This window comes from Stenomitos frigidus ULC18, from assembly GCF_003003795.1.
Lineage (GTDB): Bacteria > Cyanobacteriota > Cyanobacteriia > Leptolyngbyales > Leptolyngbyaceae > Stenomitos > Stenomitos frigidus_A.
In genome coordinates, this window is record NZ_PVWK01000029.1 from 1 (window position 1) to 19788 (window position 19788).

At 52.8% G+C, this 19788-nt stretch carries 15 protein-coding genes; 4 read left to right on the top strand and 11 right to left on the bottom strand.

The features are described 5' to 3' along the window. Window positions 1-12: 12 nt before the first annotated feature. The 7 genes from C7B82_RS05875 to C7B82_RS05905 all read right to left on the bottom strand — a co-directional run bounded on the left by C7B82_RS05875 (window position 13) and on the right by C7B82_RS05905 (window position 7266). A complete protein-coding gene (locus C7B82_RS05875) occupies window positions 13-366 on the bottom strand; it encodes a hypothetical protein (RefSeq protein WP_219904067.1) in 354 nt (117 codons plus the stop codon). A gap of 287 nt (window positions 367-653) precedes the next feature. After that, entirely contained in the window at window positions 654-1001 is a 348-nt protein-coding gene (locus C7B82_RS05880) for a hypothetical protein (RefSeq protein WP_106255377.1), read from the bottom strand. Window positions 1002-1017: 16 nt separating this feature from the next. Continuing rightward, window positions 1018-2496 carry a nickel/cobalt transporter gene (locus C7B82_RS05885; RefSeq protein ID WP_106255378.1) on the bottom strand — a complete coding sequence of 493 codons (1479 nt, stop codon included), beginning with the start codon at window positions 2494-2496 and terminating at the stop codon, window positions 1018-1020. Between the two features lie 88 nt (window positions 2497-2584). Next, the gene (locus C7B82_RS05890) at window positions 2585-3970 is read right to left on the bottom strand and encodes a tetratricopeptide repeat protein (RefSeq protein WP_106255379.1); all 1386 of its coding nucleotides are present in this window, start codon (window positions 3968-3970) and stop codon (window positions 2585-2587) included. 84 nt (window positions 3971-4054) lie between these two features. Next, window positions 4055-5395: a DUF4331 domain-containing protein gene (locus C7B82_RS05895; RefSeq protein ID WP_245939754.1), complete on the bottom strand. Its 1341-nt coding sequence runs from the start codon at window positions 5393-5395 to the stop codon at window positions 4055-4057. A 94-nt stretch (window positions 5396-5489) separates the two neighbouring features. Further along, window positions 5490-6224 carry a hypothetical protein gene (locus tag C7B82_RS05900; RefSeq protein WP_106255380.1) on the bottom strand — a complete coding sequence of 245 codons (735 nt, stop codon included), beginning with the start codon at window positions 6222-6224 and terminating at the stop codon, window positions 5490-5492. Window positions 6225-6654: 430 nt separating this feature from the next. Continuing rightward, window positions 6655-7266 carry a L,D-transpeptidase gene (locus tag C7B82_RS05905; RefSeq protein ID WP_245939755.1) on the bottom strand — a complete coding sequence of 204 codons (612 nt, stop codon included), beginning with the start codon at window positions 7264-7266 and terminating at the stop codon, window positions 6655-6657. Between the two features lie 231 nt (window positions 7267-7497). Between C7B82_RS05905 and cynS the strand changes: the two genes are divergently transcribed. Beyond that, window positions 7498-7947: a cyanase gene (gene cynS, locus C7B82_RS05910; protein WP_106255381.1), complete on the top strand. Its 450-nt coding sequence runs from the start codon at window positions 7498-7500 to the stop codon at window positions 7945-7947. An 85-nt stretch (window positions 7948-8032) separates the two neighbouring features. On the opposite strand, the gene C7B82_RS05915 is transcribed toward cynS, so the two are convergent. After that, complete coding sequence (locus C7B82_RS05915) at window positions 8033-8803, bottom strand: proteasome-type protease (protein ID WP_106255382.1); 771 nt, start codon at window positions 8801-8803, stop codon at window positions 8033-8035. A gap of 326 nt (window positions 8804-9129) precedes the next feature. On the opposite strand from C7B82_RS05915, the gene C7B82_RS05920 reads away from it, so the two are divergent. The 3 genes from C7B82_RS05920 to C7B82_RS05930 all read left to right on the top strand — a co-directional run bounded on the left by C7B82_RS05920 (window position 9130) and on the right by C7B82_RS05930 (window position 11825). Beyond that, on the top strand, window positions 9130-10281 hold the full coding sequence (locus tag C7B82_RS05920; RefSeq protein WP_106255383.1) for an NAD-dependent epimerase/dehydratase family protein: 1152 nt from the start codon (window positions 9130-9132) through the stop codon (window positions 10279-10281). A gap of 16 nt (window positions 10282-10297) precedes the next feature. Next, on the top strand, window positions 10298-10591 hold the full coding sequence (locus C7B82_RS05925; protein ID WP_106255384.1) for a hypothetical protein: 294 nt from the start codon (window positions 10298-10300) through the stop codon (window positions 10589-10591). 121 nt (window positions 10592-10712) lie between these two features. Continuing rightward, window positions 10713-11825 (top strand): glycosyltransferase family 4 protein, encoded by a 1113-nt coding sequence (locus C7B82_RS05930; RefSeq protein ID WP_106255385.1) that lies wholly within the window; start codon window positions 10713-10715, stop codon window positions 11823-11825. A 149-nt stretch (window positions 11826-11974) separates the two neighbouring features. Here C7B82_RS05930 and C7B82_RS05935 read toward each other — a convergent pair whose 3' ends face one another. From C7B82_RS05935 to C7B82_RS05945, 3 genes are all read right to left on the bottom strand, one after another. Continuing rightward, window positions 11975-12208, bottom strand: a complete 234-nt coding sequence (locus C7B82_RS05935) for a DUF7219 family protein (RefSeq protein WP_106255386.1) — start codon at window positions 12206-12208, stop codon at window positions 11975-11977. Between the two features lie 270 nt (window positions 12209-12478). Then, complete coding sequence (pruA, locus tag C7B82_RS05940) at window positions 12479-15550, bottom strand: L-glutamate gamma-semialdehyde dehydrogenase (RefSeq protein ID WP_339375081.1); 3072 nt, start codon at window positions 15548-15550, stop codon at window positions 12479-12481. Window positions 15551-15630: 80 nt separating this feature from the next. Next, entirely contained in the window at window positions 15631-19599 is a 3969-nt protein-coding gene (locus tag C7B82_RS05945) for an EAL domain-containing protein (RefSeq protein ID WP_106255388.1), read from the bottom strand. Window positions 19600-19788: the final 189 nt, after the last annotated feature.

A 19788-nucleotide genomic window follows, 5' to 3' on the forward strand; every position in this document is an offset into this window, starting at 1 on the left:
CGCAATCCAGAATTACCAAAATGGGATATCCTTATTCAACCTGCTAGCGGGTAAATTCATTCCTAGAAATCTCCTAAAGTCTGGTCTCCAGCCAGCAGCGGTTGTTGCTCGGTGTCTACTCGCTCGGCTAGCCCCCGATGCACTTTGCCGACTGTCTTGTAAGGCGGCATCGATGCTTGACCAACGCCGCCGAAAGACTGGACTTTGGGACAAACTGACAAACGAGCTAATGCTGGCACTGACCAACACGGCATCCATCAAATCAAACATGGCGTCTTTGGCTTTGCCTAAAGACTGATACAGGCTCTGGCGAAATTGGCTCAGTGGCTCGAAGATCATAGGGTCAATGATGCTTTGCTTTTTCATTGACTCTACGGCAGTTGGTGCCTTGCGCTAGCTGCCTTCTTTACCTGGTTAGTTCAAAGTCCAGTTTCATTCGAGCGTTTGTTACTTTTGCTTGAGTGTTTGCTGCTTCTGTTCAAGCCGTTGTTACTTTCATTCGAGCGTTTGTTACTTCGGTTGAAGTAGTTGTTAGTAACGGTGAAGCTGTCGTTACTAACGGTAAAGCGTTTGTGAAGTGCGATCGCCCTGAAGCAAGCACCGCTACTCGGCACAAAGCCCTGTCAAATGGCGAAAGCAACCCCGCATAACCGCTATTGGGGCTGTTTTTGTGGACAGGGGTTGCCGTTCGCATCGACGAAATTACACTGTCCTGTGGTAAAAGCATTCGTCACTCTCGGATCGAACACAGGTGGAGCCGACGCACTGGAGACAGTTACAGCAGTCCCATTTGCAGGCATTTCTCCAGACGTTTTGCCACAGACTTGACTCACGTCGATCGTGCTACTGCCCTGAAATTGAATGTAGCAAACAGGCGCATTGGCATCCAACCGCAACGTTGATCCAGATGGAAGGGATGGCAATGGAAGTGCGATCGCGGCGTTTGCCAGAATGGATGTGCAGGCGATCGCGGCACCCATGCAGAAACAAGGCTTCGACATAGCAAGCACCAAATGGTTAGAAGGACAGCTTGAGCAACCCAATTTGCATGATTGCCTGCGTTGAAATGCCTACGCCGAGCAGCGTCATGACTAACGCACTCACTGCTGGCAACAGTCTAACCAGGCGCACTTGAGTCGGCATGCGCTCAAACAAATGACGGGCGCTCACCAGCATTAAGCCAAGTGCTGTCAGAGTTCCTGCTAGTCCCAGGCTAAAGACCAACACCATCAACAAGCCAAACCCAACACGACCCAAGGCGATCGCGCTTAGCAACATCACCAGTGCCGATGGACAGGGCACCATCCCACCTGATACCCCCAACGCCAAAAGGCTTCGCCAGGTCACAGGCGCACCATCGCTGCCTGGTGTCACATGAGAGTGAACATGTCCGTCGCCATGATCATGTGGATGCAACTGGTGATGCTCATGCGGCTGCGAGTGGTCAGTTCGATCGTGTGAATGGTCATGATGATTGTGCCTCTGCTCGGCATGAGTATGAGTGTGTGGCGCTGCCTGTGCATGGACATGAGCCACGGCATGTGTATGCTCTGAAGGCTCATGTGTATGGCTATGCGAGTGGTCGTCATGCTGGTGCGATCGCGCTGCCTTTGCGGCTACGCGATTCTGGCGCAAACGGCTGATGAGTTGACGCAACCCAATATCGACCACAATCAAGCCTGAAATAAAGCTGAGCCAGGGATACAGACGCTCTGGCAGAACGTACTGGGAGAAAAACAGCGTCCCTAACCCTAGCGCAAACACGCCAGCCGTATGGGTGATGGTTGTCGTCAAGCCTAAGAACACGGCATGTTGTGGCGTTGCATGAGCGCCTACCAAGTAAGCGCCAACGATCGTCTTCCCGTGTCCTGGTGACATGGCGTGCATCGCTCCCCATACAAAGCAACCTGCGATCGCCAGGGGAATACCCCCTGCGAAATACCAGAGTGCATGTTGCATCAAAGCAGCCTCTTTGCTGTCTGGGCTAAAGATCACGCTCTGCGTCTGTCCAGGAGCATGAATAGTAGTCAAACAGCGGGCAGTTGCTACTCCTGGCAAGAATAAATCATAGTGCAGCCTTAAGCCTTTTACAGGCCGCAACCAGGTGTACGTCAGGTTGAGCGTACTGTGCGTGCCAGCCGTTACTTGCTGATCCGGCGGCAGAACAGTAGTGTCCGATGATGCAACCGTAAGCGTGCCACGATCGCCCTTGCTATCCGTGAGGCGAATGCGATCGCTCAGGAAAGTGGTCAACTCTGTCTGATGAGTACGCACTTCAGCAGGAGACAGCGTTCCATCTCGATTGTCATCAGCCGATGCGATCAATCCCGTTGGAAACGTCAGCGTGATGTGGGTGGTGATGTCGCCAACCTCCACATTTGCCACTGCCAAATCTGCCCAATGTGCTTGACTCGGCGTTGCCAGCCCGATCGACAGCAGCAACGCACCCAAAAACGAAAAAATGCCTACCCTAATCAAACCCCATCGTCGCTTCATGACTGCTTCCTACAAGTGGTTTTGGCTATCAGCTATCAGCTATCAGCTATCAGCGTTAAATTCCAGGCTGACCGCTGACGGCTGACCGCTAATTCAACCCAAGCAACCCAACACCCAATCCAAGCGCCTTCTGTGCCTGTTCATCAAAGGTGGGATCGGTTTCTTGTGCCGCTTTGAACAATGCGTTTGCTTGAGTCGTGTTGCCGAGTGTCTGCGCGATCGTGCCTGCCCGCTTAAATAGCGCTGCATCTCGAATGCCCCAGCGAAGCGCTTCTTGCGTCGCCTGCTGTGCGTCTTGCCCGCGCCCCATGCGAGACAGTACCCAGGCAAGCGTATCCATCGTCTCGGCATCGCGCCGCACCTGGACTTCTTGCTGCATCAGGCTGAGGGCTTCAGTCAGATCTGGGGGACGCCCACGTTCCAGTAAGAGCCGTGCCAGTTCGCGTCGATGCCCGAAGGCTGTGAGATCCTGTCTCAAGCGCGCTTCTGCCCGATCGCGCCACTCGGTTGCACTCTGCGGATCGCCCTGTAGCTCTTTGACCCGCGCCATGCCTCTGAAAACGATGTGATCGTAGACTGTGGGCGATCGTTGCGAGGTGAGAAAGATCTTCGAATAGAGCTTTTCTGCAGCACGATAGTCCCCACGTCGGACTTCCAGTTCGGCCAGATTCAGGACTGCTGGGGGATATTGAGGCAACACGCGTAGCGCTTCACGGTAAAGCTTTTCTGCCATATCGAGCTGCCCGCGCTTGAAGTAGAGCCGACCCAACACCGTGCGTGCCCAGACAGAACTGCCTGTTTCTTCGGGTTCTTCTGCCACCAGTCCTTGTTGAAACGCTTGCATGGCCGCCTGATCCTTGCCTTGCGAAACATCGACTAACGCTCGTAGCGTTAGTGCTGCCAGATCGGGGTTTCGTGCTACCAGGCGATCGGCCGCTTGACTGGCATCCTTCACCTTGCCTATAGCCAGGTTTGTTGTCACCTGCACGGCTAGTGTATCTTCATTGGGAGTGGCTTTTTGCGACAGACGAAGGGCTTCCCGAAAATCATGTTTGGCGGTGGCAACTCTGGCAAGTGCCATCAGTGCACCATCGTTAGAAAAGGGCAGCTTCACCAATGATTCTTGAGCGGTTTGTTCTCCGAGTAAGTACCAACTGGTTTCCCCCGTTGCCCGTGCCATTTTGATATAGGCTTTGGCAAGCAGGGCACGGTTCATCCCACCCGATGGATCTTGACGGATACGATCCTGATAGAAGGCAATTTCTTGCTCTAGCGTTTGGGTGACGCTTCCAGGTGATGGTCGTTCAAAATTGTAGCGATAGGGTGCGTCAAGCTTGGCGCGATCAAGCTCTGTCCATACTTTTAACCCGATCGGGATGGTTAATAGCAAACCTGCGATCGGCAATATTACTAGCGGCAGCTTACGCAGGCGTTTGAGCGTTGCCTGCCCCACTCTGTTTGGACTGTACTCCATGCTGTTCCTCCCCAGTTTTTGGTCGATAACTTGTAGTGAGTAGGGGCGCAAGGTTTTGCGCCCCCACCGCCTAGAACTGAGTTGTTAGTTCGGCAATGCCAGGTAAGGGAAGGAAGGCACCAGTGGGTTGTGTCCCTGAGACGGATTGCCAGGAGTGCCATCGTAGGAAACGTTATCACTCGCGATCGCGCCGTTTGTCAGCACACTTAACGTAATGTCGATGACATCATCCTTAAATAGACGACCGCGAATGGGGCTGCCTTTGGCATTGAGAGCGTTGGCGTAACCACTTGCTCCTGTTGTATCGATGCGCATGACATCGGGCAAGAAGGCACCCAACAACGCATTCGCACGAGCATCCGTGTTCCCTACTGCCAGTAGAGTTTGTTTAGCCTCTGTGACAATGGGTGCCGCAATGCTGGCGGCTGGTTGTTGACCTGCCAGTGCAGCGGCAACGAAGTCAGGTCCAACGCTGTTATACGCATTAAGCAACGCATTGGTTCGTATCAACCCTTCGTTAATCGCGGGACGCGCGAGTTGTTCGACCTGAATGTATTTACCGTTGGCACCCGGAACCGAGATCGTTTCCCAAACGTCAAACACCTTCGCTTGGCTGCCACCTTGCAAGAACTTGATCGGTACGCGCACTGCGATCGCATTCACGTTATAGCCCTTCGCAAAATCGATCGCGGTATTGATTGGACGAAAGCCAACGGCAGGACCTGTTCCCGCTGCACCAGCCCGCACCCGGAAATACTGCTCAACGTCAAAGAAGAAGGGATCTTCCCGCAGACCCGCAAACACAGAGAGATTGGCATCGCCCAGCGCAACCTGATTGACGATCGGCGCGGTGCTGGGATCAGGGGCAAGCGGCGTTGTTTTGCCAACAACCGCAGTCTGCTTACTACCATCACGAATAGTAGTGAGCTTAATTTCTTGCTGGTTTTTGGCATCGGGAGCGCCAAATTCAAAGCGCAGCAGCACATCGGTCTGACCTGTCGGTGTAGCATCTTTGTCGGTAGCACGAGTCACCTTAAACTCATAGCGAGCGCGTGTGCTGAAGTAATACTGTTGGCGGGCGACCGACCGTGGGTTTGTGTTCATCACAAAGACCAGATCACTATCTGAGGCACCCGGATTCTGGTCTTGCTCACGAAACACGTACAAATCCGTCAGGTTCAAGTTGCGCCCTTTCGTATCCACTTCACCATCATCATGGTCAGACGATCGCACATACTGCGTTGCGACGCCTGCCGTGATAATCACGCCTAGCGCAATTAAACTCAGTCGTAGAGGTGCTGCGGTTAAAAAGCGTTTCCAGAGAGTGCGGTCAGCTTTGGGGGCGTTCTCAGTTTTGTCGTGGGGAGGACGGGGCTTGAGCATCATGGTGGTAGTTTCCTGAAGATAGTTTGTGTGCTGAGTCATCTAGGGGAATGTCTGGTGTAAAAGGGCTTAAGATGCAGCCAGTGAGCGATCGCATAACGCTACTGCCTCATGCCTTCACACCCGTGCAGAGAAATCAAACGATCGATCGTCGTTTCTGCTTAAGCGACTTTCTGACCTGGTAGCCAATGCCCAAAAGACCAGCGGCAATCAGACCCGCCGTTTCGCTTGGCTCTGGAACACCTGCCGCGTTGGTAGCAGTCACACCAGTAAAGCTAATCTGGTAGTCGCCACCTGATGTACCGTCACCCACGAACCCAGTGAGAGGCGACGCTGCCCCCGAACCTGTCGGCGCAAAAATACCGCTGACATCCGCATCACCAAAAATGCTGCCACCCACGCTGACGGGGCTGTAGCCAGAGCTGGCGATCGCGAGGAAATAGGTGCCGGATGCCGTGGGCGCAAAGCCACCCGATGTTAGCGATGCTTGAGCCGTACCAAAGCTGTCATCATTGCCGTACACACCCCGACCAGCCAAGTCAAACAAAAAGAGCTGCGGGTCAGGCAGCAAAGTAGTCGGTGATCCTAGCTGCTGGTCGATCGGCAGCTCAATCAACGTATTCGCGTTAATAGTGGTGGCAGAAAATGTCTGGCCACCCGCCAGCACGATGCGAAACAGGTTGATCACGTTCGGTGCTGAAAGGGTTCCGGTGATTGCCTCCAGGGGTTGTGAGCCACCTGGAATGACTTGAGCGGTGTCTAATGTTTGACCAGTATCACCAACCTGGCTAAACGTCACTGCCTGTGCATAACCAGAAGACAGCCCTACCGCAAAGACGGATACGGCGACTGCCTGCGCCAACTTGTTCATAAAATGCTTTCCCTTAGGCTGAGTGCGGTGAGATCTTGGAAATAAACGATCGATACTGTCAAAACTTGGCATCACAAAATGGCGCAGCATGAACCGGAGTTTGCACTCCGAAAATTCACGATGCCGTTTTTGCTAATGCTCAGGTTTTGACAACTTGGCTGACGCTCTCCCCCCTAAATACGACTCAGGGGAAGCGCTGGATTTAAATTGGATTTATTTGAATGATTTAAATGCCAGCGTTGCTTTTAAGTAGAAGTACGTAGATACATACCTGTGCGGAAACGGTATCAGATTTAACTCACGCCTTCACTCTTCCAAAAGACTTAAGTAAGCAAACGTCCATCAAACTAGACATGCTGATAGTTGACAGCCTGTCATAAGCTTCTGTCATTCTCGGCAGCTCTACGAACGCCCTCTAAAAACTCAGCGTTCAGGGTTCCACAGAAACAATTGTACCCAAGCTGACCTGATCAAACATTGCCGTCACATCTCGGTTTCGCATGCGCAGACAGCCGTGAGAAACGGCTTGACCCAACAGTTCTTCCTGGTTGGTGCCGTGAAAGCCAATCTGCGTTTTGCCATCCGTCCAGATGCCAATCCATCGGACACCCAGTGGGTTGTCTGGCCCCGGTTCAATCAGTTGACCCGTTCTAAAGCTCTTGAAAACAGGGTTTTTCTCCTTTGACAAGACTTGAAAAATGCCCGTTGGCGTTTCCCATCCCTGTTTGCCGATCGCCAGCGTGTACTTGGCTAACAGCCGATCGCCCTGATACAGATAAACACGCCGCTGACTGAGCTTAACAACTAGACGAACGGCGATCGCAGCGTTTTCTGGAGTTATCGCGTGTTCAAATGTAGGCAGCGGTGGCAGTATCGTGAGCATGAATGGCGACGATTGCGACTCTGAGGCAGCTTCTTGCCCCGTTGCTGGCTGGCTGCTGCCCAAGAGTAGCGTTAGAAGGCTCAAACCCAACACGAGTGATCGGATAGCACAATCGGGGAATTGACTAACGATATCTTGACCTGAATCCAATGCTGCCACTGTATTAGAGCTTGGTTGAACCGTAATCGTGCACTGTCAAGCCAGCGTCTTAAAAGTAGAGATCGTAGTTATTGCTACAAAAACCGCTGTGAGCTTCACTAACAATGCAGTCGACAAACATGTATAGGTAACTTCCAGACGTGTGGTTGATGATCTGTAAGGGTGTTGCATGTAACGTCCCTACCGATCTAACTCAACTTCACAAGTTTTTTCACTTCACAAGGATGTGTCATGTCGCTTTCAGAAATTCCTGCTTTGACCGAAAAGCTGCTGGCAGCTAAAAAAGCGAAAAGTCTCAGTTTTGCCGATCTGGAAACCGTCGTCGGACGCGATGAAGTTTGGCTTGCAGCGCTATTCTACCGTCAAGCGAGCGCTTCGGAAGACGAAGCTACCAAATTGCTCAACGCGTTGGGTCTCAGTACCGACCTGGTGCCCGAACTAACGGGCTATCCGTTGAAGGGGCTTGGTCCCATTGTGCCCACCGACCCGCTGATTTATCGCTTCTACGAAATTATTCAGGTCTACGGCTTTCCGATGAAAGAGATCATTCACGAAAAATTTGGCGATGGCATTATGAGCGCGATCGACTTCACCCTCGACATCGAAAAAGTAGAAGACCCGAAGGGCGATCGTGTCAAAGTAACGTTAGATGGCAAGTTCTTGTCGTATAAAAAGTGGTGATTTATTAGCGGTCAGCGATCAGCCATCAGCTATCAACTGTTGGAAGCGTTAGGGTCTAGCAACTGACCGCTGACTGCTGACTGCTTCATCCATGCAGCGACACCGAGTCATCTGGCAGATCCTGGTAATGCTCCCAATCAATATTGGGCATGCGATCGAACGCTTCATTTAAAGAAATTTCCCACTTTTTGCGAATTTGGGCTAAGTAGGGTGCGCCCAGACTTAGCTTCAGTTCGTAGCGCACTTTAAAGGTATCGGTTTCGTACATCACCACATTGATCGGAGGGCCAACCGAAATATTGGATTTCATGGTGGAATCGATCGACAGCAGCGCACACTTCGCAGCCGCTTCTAGGGGCGTGTTGAAATCAAGAATGCGATCGAGAATAGGCTTGCCATACTTTGCCTCACCGATTTGCAGAAACGGTGTTTCCTTAGAGGCTTGAATACAATTGCCCTGGCTATAGACCAGAAAGAGGGCAGGCTCTTCGCCGCAAATCTGCCCACCGACCAGAAACGTACACTTGAAATCGATGCCGTCTTTTTCCAGCCAGGGACGGTCTTGCTCTTGAATCACGCGCGCTTTAGTGCCAACGTAACGAGCAACCTCATACATGGTGGGCAAGGTATGCAGGTTGTTTTCTTCCTTAGCAACTAAGTCTCGCCGCAACAGAGTCAACGCGCCTTGCGTGATCGATAGATTGCCAGCGGTACAGATGAGAATGACCCGCTCTCCTGGGTTGGAGAAATCAAACAGTTTTTGATGCGTGGAGATGTAATCGACGCCAGCATTTGTGCGAGAGTCCGCAGCCATGACTAAGCCAGAGTTGGAAAGGATGCCGAGGCAGTACGTCATGCAATCAATCGAGGTGGGGTTCTTTTAGATTTTAAGGGTTGGTTAAAAATTAACTCATCGTTTTTAGATTAGGGTTAGCAGCCAATCTCTAGCAGTCCGTGTTCAGGCGTCGCTAAGCAGGAGGCAGAAACTTATGCATGGCTGGCAGCCGATCGCTATTTGAGTAACCTTAAACTGCTATTAAACTTCTGCCTCTAAGGGTAGATGCTTTTTTTGTGCCGTGTTAGCTGAGAACTAACGTTGATCCCGTCCTCTCCAAATTGATGCTCCAAAGGCACCTATGGATGGTAGATTTAGCGGAGTATCTGCAAGCAAGATTTAGCAAGATGAAAGTCCTTGTTATTGGTGGTGACGGCTATTGTGGTTGGGCAACGGCGTTGTACCTTTCCAAGCGTGGCTATGAGGTTGGGATTTTAGACAGCTTTGTGCGGCGGCATTGGGATCTGGAGCTGTGTGTCGAAACACTCACTCCGATCGCGCCCATTCAGCAGCGGTTGCAGCGCTGGCACGACCTCACAGGTAAAACCATTGACCTCTTCGTGGGTGACATCACCAATTATGCCTTTTTGGACAAAGTGCTTCACCAGTTTGAGCCAGGGGCGATCGTCCACTTTGGCGAACAGCGATCGGCTCCGTTCTCGATGATCGATCGCGAACATGCGGTGCTCACGCAGGTAAACAACGTTGTTGGTACGCTGAACCTGCTCTACGCCATGAAAGAGAGCTTCCCCGACTGCCATTTGGTGAAGCTGGGGACGATGGGCGAATACGGCACGCCGAATATTGACATCGAAGAAGGCTACATCACGATCGAGCACAACGGTCGTAAAGATACCCTGCCGTATCCCAAACAACCGGGCAGCATGTATCACTTGAGCAAGGTGCATGACTCTCACAACATCCACTTTGCTTGCAAAATCTGGGGTCTTCGGGCAACGGATTTGAATCAGGGTGTCGTCTACGGGGTGCTGACTGACGAGACGGGCATGGACGAATTGCTCATCAACCGTCTCGATTACGACGGGGTGTTTGGTACAGCGCTGAACCGTTTTTGCATCCAGGCGGCGGTGGGACATCCACTGACGGTGTATGGCAAAGGTGGTCAAACGCGAGGCTTTTTGGATATTCGAGACACCGTGCGTTGCGTCGAGTTGGCGATCGCTACACCGGCAAATCCTGGTGAATTCCGCGTCTTCAACCAGTTCACAGAGCTGTTCAGCGTGGGTGATTTGGCAGACATGGTGGCCAAAGCTGGTAGCGCGATCGGTCTCAAGGTCGAAGTCCAGCACACAGAGAATCCACGGATTGAGCGCGAGGAGCACTATTTCAACGCTAAAAATACGAATCTGCTGGATCTAGGGCTACAACCGCATTATCTTTCCAGTTCCTTGCTTGATTCGCTCCTGAATTTCGCCACTAAGTATAAAGACCGCGTGGATGAGTCTCAGATTCTACCAAAGGTGAAATGGCGTCGCTAAGCAGTGGGAATAGGTTATGAGCCGTCGCATTCTCACGCTCTTGGTTTTAGTCGTCCTGCCGGGTGCAGTTTTGACAGCGATCAGTACCTATTACCTGTTTCCTGAATGGGTTGTTTTGGACAAGAGTTACCAAAACTACCAGAAGTTGGCTCAAGTGCCCACGTCATCTGTGCGTGACCTCAATGTGGCGCAAGCTGCCGAAAATCGGCATCGGCTGAACTGCTTCGCCGAAGGTGTCGGTGTTTTATTGGGTGGAGTCATCGTGGCGATCGGCATTCATGGCATCTGCACACTGCCACAGCAGCGTTAGTCAGGTGGCGGCTGTAATCAAGTGGCCTTGTGTCAGATAACGTCTTGTCGGATAGCGTCTTGTCAGAGAGCGATCGTGTCTTCATCAACCTTCACACTCACCCTTTTGGTTTGGCATCCTTATGCGAATTGCCCTCTTTACCGAAACCTTTCTGCCTAAAGTAGACGGCATTGTCACACGGCTGCGCTACACGGTCGAACAACTACAGCGACAGGGCGATCAGGTGCTGGTCATCTCGCCAGATGGTGGGTTAACAGAGTACAAAGGGGCGCAAATTCACGGCGTCTCTGGCTTCCCGCTGCCGCTCTATCCAGAGTTGAAGTTAGCCTTACCGCGTCCGTCGATCGGCTATGCGGTCGAGCGCTTCAAACCCGACTTAATCCATGTGGTTAACCCAGCGGTTTTAGGATTGGCAGGTCTGTTTTACAGCAAGACCTTCAATCTTCCCTTGTTAGCCTCTTATCACACCCATCTGCCAGAGTATCTACAGCACTATGGCTTAGGCATGTTAGAAGGGCTGCTGTGGGAGCTACTGAAGGCTGGGCATAACCAGGCGCGATTGAATCTGTGCACCTCAACCGCTATGAAACAGGCGTTGACAGAGCATGGCATCGAGCGCGTGAATGTCTGGCAACGTGGCGTGGATACCGAGACCTTTCAGCCATATCTGGCGAATGCTGAGATGCGATCGCATCTCAGCCAGGGGCATCCTGAAAGCCCTCTATTACTTTATGTCGGTCGCCTGTCGCCCGAGAAAGAAATCGATCGCATTAAGCCGGTACTGGAATCGATCCCCGGCGCACGTCTGGCATTAGTGGGCGATGGTCCCCATCGGCAGACATTGGAGGAGTATTTTACAGGTACGAACACTCATTTTGTCGGTTACTTACAGGGACGAGAACTAGCGGCTGCGTTCGCCTCGTCCGACGCGTTTGTGTTTCCGTCTCGTACCGAAACGTTGGGCTTAGTGCTATTGGAAGCGATGGCAGCGGGTTGCCCGGTTGTCGCAGCACGCTCTGGTGGTATCCCCGATATTGTGCAAGATGGCGTGAATGGCTACTTATTTGATCCGCTTGATGAGAGGGGCGCGATCGCAGCTACCCAACGCCTGCTGGCAAACTCCGAAGAGCGTGAAATGCTTCGTCGCCATGCTCGCCGCGAAGCCGAACGCTGGAGCTGGGAAGCGGCAACTCGCCAACTGCGTAGCTACTATCAGTCTGTGATGATGGCTTAGGGACTTGCGGATAAAGCTCCCAGCATGGGGGAATGGCACTGCAGTACCCTACCAAAATTCGTGACCTAATGGTACTTTCTTGCTGCTCTTGGCCTTTAGAGGTGAGGAGAACAGCAGCAATGGAGGTTAGAACAACCAATCTCTATTGTTTAAGTGTCGGTCTCACCAATTCCAAGCTGACGCTTGCTTTGCTTGAGTTCTTTCCAAAGCGACTTAATTGCCTGATAAGACTCTGCTGGAGACATCTTCCCGCCGGTTTCGAGGCAGCAAATATAGCTCACTCGTTGTGAAAATTCTTGTAGGTTGGCGTTGAACACCAAGTTTTCTGGTTTGACTGCACCGCGATAGCGCGATCGGGGATACAAAAAATCAGTTTTATCCATCACAATGCTCCTTATTTCAAACCTGCGTTAGCGGCAATGGCGCTAACGCGAACTGCGAATGTTTATGTTAACCCAGCATTAACCTGTTGTTAATCTCTGCTGTCAATCTTTAAAGGATCACTGCAGTTGAGGTCAAGCATGCGGATATAAGGTGCGGGGACGTTGTCTTCGCTAAGAGTGCCCCGTTAGCCTGCGTCCCAATCAGTAAAACTAGCTGCAGATTTGATATAAATCTGCATTAGCCTTTTGTTTGAAGTGGATGAGCACCGTTTAATCAGCACCCTCGATCGGAGCAAAGCCCTGACGCTGAATATTTTCGGTGACCACACGGGGTTCCAGGAATTGGAGCAGGTAATCAGGCCCGCCTGCCTTGGAGCCAACGCCGGAGAGCTTGAAGCCACCAAAGGGTTGACGAGCGACGATCGCGCCTGTAATACCTCGGTTAATGTACAGATTGCCCACTTCAAAGTCGGCGCGTGCTTGCTCAATGTGTGATGGAGTGCGGGAATAGAGCCCACCCGTGAGGGCAAATTGAGTGCCGTTTGCCAGCTCCAAGGCTTCCACAAAACTCTGTGCTCGCATGACTGCCAGGACAGGGCCAAAGATTTCTTCGCGGGCGATCGTTGCGGTCGGTGGCACGTCGTGGAAAATGACGGGGCCCACGAAGTAGCCGCCTTCAAGTGAAGGCATTTCTAACGCGAGTTCACATTCCTGTCGTCCTTTTTCGATGTACTCCAGGATGCGATCGCGAGCAGCAGCATCAATGACCGGACCGACGCGAGTACTGGGGTGATCGGCGCGTCCCAGATTGAGCGATCGGGTTGCCTCTACCAAGCGCTGTAAGAACAGATCGTAGATTGGCTCCAGCACGATGACTCGTGAACAGGCAGAGCATTTCTGACCGCTATAGCCAAAGGCAGACTGCACTACGCCCTGCACGGCCTGATCGAGATCTGCACTTTCATCCACGATGATGGCGTTCTTGCCGCCCATCTCTGCCACAACGCGCTTCAGGTGCTTCTGCCCCGGTTGCAGGATGGCTGCATCCGCATAGATGCGACAGCCTACTTCTTGAGAACCCGTGAAGGTAATCATGTTGGTCTGTGGGTGCTTGACCAGATGTGCTCCTACGGTGGCACCTTTACCGGGAACGTATTGGAACACGCCTTGTGGAATACCAGCTTCGACCAGAATCTCAGTTAACTTAGCGATGATCACGCTCGACGTTTCGGCAGGTTTCAGCAACACACAGTTGCCAGCCACCAGTGCCGCCACTGCCATCCCAGTTGGAATCGCCAATGGGAAGTTCCAGGGGGAAATAACCACTACAATGCCCAGCGCCTGATAGTGATAATGGTTAGTCTCACCAGGGAAATCGTAGGCCACACCCGCATCTAAACGTTCCATTTCGTCAGCGTAGTAGCGGCAGAAGTCGATCGCTTCTGACACCTCACCATTCGCCTCATTCAGTGGCTTGCCCGTCTCAAAGACCATCCAGGCAGCGAGTTCATCCCGTCGCTGGGTCATTAGATTAGCAGCAGTGTGCAGAATGCTTGCCCGTTCGGTTGCGGGTGTTTTCTGCCAACCCAGCGAGGCTGCTTTGGCAGCCTGAATCGCGCGATCGGCTTGCTCAACATTAATCAGTCCAACCTGTCCTACGATTTCACTGAAGTTTGATGGATTCAAGGAATCGATGTGCGCATCAGTCGCTACGTAAACGCCATCAATCAGCGGTTGATAGCGTTTACCCAGTCGTTGACGGACCCATTGGATCGACTGGAGGGCACGATCGCGCTGCTCGGCATCGGCATAGTCCGCATCCGGAGCGTTAATAAAGGTTGCACCGCTGACCGCTGACCGCTGACCGCTGACCGCCAAATCAGAGTTTGCAATGACTGGCGGCGCAAGGAGTTCTTCGATCGGGCGTTCTTCCAGGTTTTGGCGCAGGAAGGAACTGTTGGCGGTGTTCTCCAGCAGACGGCGAATGAGGTAAGACATACCGGGAATGAGTTCACCATAGGGGCAGTAGACTCGTACGCGGTAGCCTTTATCGACGATCGCTTTTGCCAGCTTGTCTGCCATGCCGTAGAGCACCTGAAGCTCGAAGCGACGGGGCGGAATTTGGAGGGTTTCGGCGATCGCGATTGCATATGCCTGAGAGCGCACATTGTGACTGCCGATCGCGCCGTAGAGATGCTCGTGATTCTCTAGCAGCAGGCGCGTCATGGTTTCAAAATTAGCGTCCGTAGAGGCTTTGTCGTTGAAAACAGGCTGCTGCCAGTCTTTTTGAGCGGCTTTGATGGTTTCTTGATCCCAGTAAGCACCTTTCACCAGTCGAACCGTCAGCGGTGTTCCTCGCTGTTTTGCCCAGGCGATTAACTCGGTCAAATCGCGCCCACTGTCGCGCAGGTAAGCTTGCAGCGTGATACCGACGTCGGTACGGGTGCGAAACTCATCTTCCAGCAGCAGATCTTTCAGGATTGCCAGCGTCGAGTCTTTGTAGGCGTACTGCTCCATGTCAAAGTGAACGGCGGCACCGAGTTCCTTGGCGCGACGCAGCAGCAGGCGAATGGAGTGGCTCACCCGTTCTCGACTGCCATCAACATCTAATGGGTCAAACTGGGAATAGAACGCTGTGAGCTTAACGGAAACTTGCGCTTTGGGCAAGGCTTCACCGTCTGCCTGATCAATCAGCGGCACGTTCGACCAGCTTTTGGCAGCATTGGTAAGCTGCGCCATCAGTTCCAGGTAGCGATCGAAATAGGACTGTGCCTCAGCTTCGGTAATGACCGCTTCGCCCAGAAGATCGACGGTGAAGGTCATTTTGTCCTTGCGCAGACGCTCGATCGTCTTCAGTACCTGCTGTATGGTTTCACCGGCGATGTACTTGTGTGCCAGCGTTTCAACCGCTGTAGAAATGGTGGTTGCAGCCAACTGCCCAGGCACAGAATCTGGGTTGGCGAAGTTGAGCATTCCTTTCAGCGCGGAGGGTAGCTCCACCGTTGCGTCGCCCAGATATTCCTGCATGTGGCGGGCAATTTCGGCTTTACTGCGCAATGAGGGCAGGCAGTCGATGAACCGAAACAGCTGTACCCGCAAGCCAGGATTGCCCATCGTCCAGGCCAGTAATTTGTCATCCCAGCGCATCTGGTCGCGCATTTGGGCGAAAAAGGAGCGGTTTTCGCGGGTCGCGCTGAGAAGTTGGCGGGCGATCGCTTGGGTTTGGGTTTCGTAGAGATTGGCAGACACTTGTGCGACCACAGCAGTTTGACTCCTGTCAACGGTAGGCGATCGATCCGTGCGACCGGATGCTGCAAACGGTCTAGCGGCGGGAGGATTCAACCTGTAGGACCTATCTATTCTAACGTCGATCGCCCCTGCTCAAGCGGGATGTGCCCTTGGATTAAGCGGTTGCTGGCATCCTACAACACCCGGAACAACGCTCTGGAGTGATGCGTGTGCAACCATTGGGTGGCTGTTGCCGCTGGCATGGGGTGGCTAAACAGATAGCCCTGCATTTCTTCGCATTGGCACGATCGCAGGTAATCCAATTGCGCGGCCGTTTCAACCCCTTCAGCAATGACGTGCAGGTTCAGCCCACGTCCCAAGGCAAGCACTGCATTGACGATCGCGGCATCATGTGGGTCGCTCGTCACTTCATGTACAAAAGACTGATCGATTTTGATGGTGTTCAGCGGAAAGCGCTTCAGGTAGCCGAGCGACGAATAGCCAGTGCCAAAGTCATCCAGAGAAATATGGACACCCAATGCTTGCAACTCTTTAAGCATTGACGTGGTGGCTGCTACGTTTTGCATCGCGATGGTTTCGGTAATTTCCAATTCCAGGTAGCAAGGGTCGAGTTGAGTCTGCGCTAGCAGTTGAGCCACCGTTTCCACCAGGTGAGGTTGCTGAAATTGTCGCGCCGAAAGATTCACCCCCATCCGCAGTGGTGGGAGCCCAGCCCCTTGCCAAGCTTTGTTTTGTGCGCAAGCTGTACGTAACACCCATTCGCCAATTGGTACAATCAAACCGTTTTCTTCGGCTAAGGGAATGAACGTAGACGGTGCGATCGACCCTAATTCTGGATGCTGCCAGCGAATCAACGCTTCCATCGCCGTCACGGCTCCGGTGTTAACGTTGATCTGGGGCTGGTAGTACAGTACAAACTCATCGCGCTCTAAGGCGTGGTGCAGGCTACTTTCAAGCGCTAGTAACGCCGATGCCTGAGAGTTAATAGCAGGCGTATACATCTGGTAACCGTTCCGACCTTGTTCTTTCACACGGTATAGGGCAGCATCGGCATGTTTTAGTAAGGTCTGAGCGTCTTCGCCATCGTGCGGATACAGAGCAATGCCAATGCTGCAGCTGATATGGAGTTCGTGTGTTTCCAGATCGAAGCCTGGTTTGAGCGCCTCGCCCAGTCGTTGAGCGGCTTTTGCCGCATCTTCAGCACTGCCGATTTGTGGCAGCAGGAGCGTAAATTCATCGCCTCCCCAGCGGGCGATCGTGTCACCTTCTCGAAGACAATGCGCGAGCCGTAGAGCAACTCCTTGCAAAAGCTGGTCGCCGATCGCGTGTCCCAACGTATCGTTAATTGTTTTAAACCGATCCAGGTCAAGGAACATCACCGCCAGAGCGGTATCTGTACGAGACGCATTGGCCAGTGCCAGGGGGAGTCGATCGTTGAACAGCATCCGGTTGGGCAAGCCAGTTAAGAGGTCATGAAACGCTTGATAGCGAATGGTGGTCTCTGCTTGCTGTCGTTTCAGCGCACCGCCAATGCTGGCAGCCATCGCTACTAGAATCGATTCTTCATTGCTGGACCAACTGCGTTGGGTGCGGCAGTCGTCAAAGCCAATGAAGCCCCAGAACTGACCATCAATGAGAATGGGTACCAGCAAAACGGACAGAATCTCATCCAACTGCAGCAGGTCTTGCTGTATCGCCGAGAACTCATCAACGCTGCCACTGATCGACTGCCCCCTTGAGAGCGCCTCATACCAATCAAGCAGGCCAGCCGCACGATAGGATTGGTTCTGCCAGTGCGGTTGCTGAAGGGTTGGCAGAATGGAGTCTCGCACCCATTCGTAGCGAACGCTCATCGCCAACTCACCCGTTTCGGGATGGGGATGATTTTCGAGGATGTAGACGCGATCGACCCCAGCAGCCTCTCCCAAGGTTTGCAGCACGTTGGCGATCGCCACCTCATAGTTGGTGTCAGTCAACAAATAGGTCATGGCAGTGGCAACGCCTTGCAGCAAGCTGTCTCGCTGGTGCAGTTCAGCTTCCGCCTGTTTGCGTTGGGTGATGTCTTCGACGGTGCCCTCATAACCAACCAGTTGACCTGTCTGGTCGCGGATCGCGCGGGCATTTTCTGAAATCCAAATAATGCTGCCATCACGGCGGTACACTTGTGACTCAAAATCTAAAACGGCATCTTGTGCTTGTAGCAACTGGCTAAATTCATCCCGTCGCTGTGCATCGACGTAGAGCTGCTGGCGGATATCGGTGAGGCCAGTGATGAGAGCGTGCGGCGAGTCGTAGCCATAAAGCTTCGCCAGCATTGAGTTAGCAGTCAGGTAATGCCCTTCAGGGGTGGTTTGAAAGATCCCCTCAACCGCATTTTCAAAAATGCTGCGATACTTTTCCTCAGCTTGCTTAAGGGCTGCTTCCGCCTGTTTACGTTCGCTGACATCCCGACAAACACACAGCAAGCCATCCTTCAAGAGCGTCACAGACAGTTCTTCAGCAAAGGTGCTACCGTCTCGCCGTTGGGCAATCGCATCGCCTTGCCAGCGCCCATACTGCTGCAAGGCTGGGACGATTTCAGACTCGTAGCGCTGCACCGCAGTAGAGCCATGCAAAAGCCGCCAGTTTTTGCCAATCAAGGCAGCTGTGTGGTCGTAGCCAAAGAGTTGTGCATGAGCCTGGTTGAGGTACACAAAGGCTCCGCTCACATCCAGCAAAGCAATCCCTTCAGTGGAGGCTTCGATCGCTGCCAGTTGAGTCTGGATCAGGCTTTCTCTTTGACGCTGCTCAGTAATGTCTTCGATCGTGCCCAGCACACCAATGACCATACCATCAGCATCATGAATTGGAATTTTATTGATCTGTGACCAATGCTGCTGTTGATTAGCGAACGTGATTGCTTCAACAAGGCCCAAAAGCGGGGTGCCAGAGGCGACCACTTGACAGTCTTGCTGCTGAAAATGATTGACTAGCGTGCGATCGTAGGGCAATTCATCATCAGTTTTGCCAAGAATGTTGTCAACCGAGCCAATCGCCACGCTGTCGGCAAAGTGTCTGTTGCATCCCAAATAAACCGAGTGGGTATCCTTCCAAAAGATCGCGAGGGGCAAATTATCGAGCAACAGTCTCAGGAAAGCTTCATTTTCACGTAAGGCTTTTTCAGCTTGCTTTAGCTCGGTAATGTCGGTAATAAAGCCTTCAATGCCGAGCACTTCGCCCCTTGCGCCATAAAGTCCGTGCCCTTTCTCCCACAGCCATTTTTCCTGACCCGCTTTCGTGTAAATCCGGTATTCAACCTCATACGGTTCGTGACCGGCGATCGCGCGATCGATCGTACGCAACAGTAACGGCAAATCACAGGGGTGACAGATGTCGTTATACGTGATCTGCCGTTTCCTTCCAGCCAGTTCTTCACTGCTATAGCCAGTGATGGACAGGCAACCATCACTGAGATAAAGCATCGTCCAGGCAGGATCATTGCCGCCTGTAAAGACAATTCCTGGCAGCGAGTTAATTAACGTGGATAACCGTCGCTGGCTCTGTTCACACGCGGCTTCGGCTTGCTGGTACTGCAGCATACGACCGAGCTGTGCCGCTGTACGAGACACAACCCGCACAGCCTCTTCGTCTTCCGGACGCGATGCCGGTAGAAAAAAGACGATGGTAGCGATGAATGTTTCATCAGCGAACACAGGTACCGCCAGCGCTGCCTGTAGTTGGGCCGCCTGGGCAAGCTGAGCCCGCAAAAACTCATGGTCAGGCGATCGCGTCACATCGGGAATCCACTCCGGCTGCTTGTACAGCCACACACGACCTGGGAGCCCCTCTCCAGGCGCAAAGACAGCCTGTTCGCTAGCCGCCCTAAAGGTTTGCAGGTTGGCTGCACTGCTATACCAGGCAGCACTGCATTCCAGCTGAGTTTGCGACGTGTTGGGCACCCAGGCTTCGGCGAAGATCCAGCCCAGGCTCTGGCAAATGTGCTGCAGCGCCACGCTTAGCACCCGATCAATCTCCTGCGTGCCCGCGATCGCCAGCATAATCCCCTGTAAGAGATCCGCTTCTGCCTGCTGCTCAGCGCCAGCCACACTCTGACCGGCAGCAGCGTTAACCGTTGGTTCAAAATTTGATGAAAACGTGGGCATCAGTAGTTTAAAAGCATAGATTCAGCAATGGCTGCGTCGAGACGTGTGGGTAGAAACAACTGGCCGAACCACTTGCTTGGCTAGATTGATTTGACGAGAAATAATACACCCTAATCTGATGGCTGTAAGCATCGCTACACGCTCACCAGAACATTCAATGGTCGAAACCGCCGTATGCTTTATTCGTCA

What these genes read in the sequence shown, in the direction of transcription:
- C7B82_RS05930 (WP_106255385.1), top strand. Translation starts at nt 10,713, where the DNA reads ATGCGAATTGCCCTCTTTACCGAAACCTTTCTGCCTAAAGTAGACGGC.
- C7B82_RS05895 (WP_245939754.1), bottom strand. Translation starts at nt 5,395, where the DNA reads ATGACTCAGCACACAAACTATCTTCAGGAAACTACCACCATGATGCTC.
- C7B82_RS05875 (WP_219904067.1), bottom strand. Translation starts at nt 366, where the DNA reads ATGAAAAAGCAAAGCATCATTGACCCTATGATCTTCGAGCCACTGAGC.
- C7B82_RS05925 (WP_106255384.1), top strand. Translation starts at nt 10,298, where the DNA reads ATGAGCCGTCGCATTCTCACGCTCTTGGTTTTAGTCGTCCTGCCGGGT.
- C7B82_RS05920 (WP_106255383.1), top strand. Translation starts at nt 9,130, where the DNA reads ATGAAAGTCCTTGTTATTGGTGGTGACGGCTATTGTGGTTGGGCAACG.
- C7B82_RS05880 (WP_106255377.1), bottom strand. Translation starts at nt 1,001, where the DNA reads ATGTCGAAGCCTTGTTTCTGCATGGGTGCCGCGATCGCCTGCACATCC.
- C7B82_RS05885 (WP_106255378.1), bottom strand. Translation starts at nt 2,496, where the DNA reads ATGAAGCGACGATGGGGTTTGATTAGGGTAGGCATTTTTTCGTTTTTG.
- C7B82_RS05890 (WP_106255379.1), bottom strand. Translation starts at nt 3,970, where the DNA reads ATGGAGTACAGTCCAAACAGAGTGGGGCAGGCAACGCTCAAACGCCTG.
- C7B82_RS05935 (WP_106255386.1), bottom strand. Translation starts at nt 12,208, where the DNA reads ATGGATAAAACTGATTTTTTGTATCCCCGATCGCGCTATCGCGGTGCA.
- C7B82_RS05945 (WP_106255388.1), bottom strand. Translation starts at nt 19,599, where the DNA reads ATGCCCACGTTTTCATCAAATTTTGAACCAACGGTTAACGCTGCTGCC.
- cynS (WP_106255381.1), top strand. Translation starts at nt 7,498, where the DNA reads ATGTCGCTTTCAGAAATTCCTGCTTTGACCGAAAAGCTGCTGGCAGCT.
- C7B82_RS05900 (WP_106255380.1), bottom strand. Translation starts at nt 6,224, where the DNA reads ATGAACAAGTTGGCGCAGGCAGTCGCCGTATCCGTCTTTGCGGTAGGG.
- C7B82_RS05915 (WP_106255382.1), bottom strand. Translation starts at nt 8,803, where the DNA reads ATGACGTACTGCCTCGGCATCCTTTCCAACTCTGGCTTAGTCATGGCT.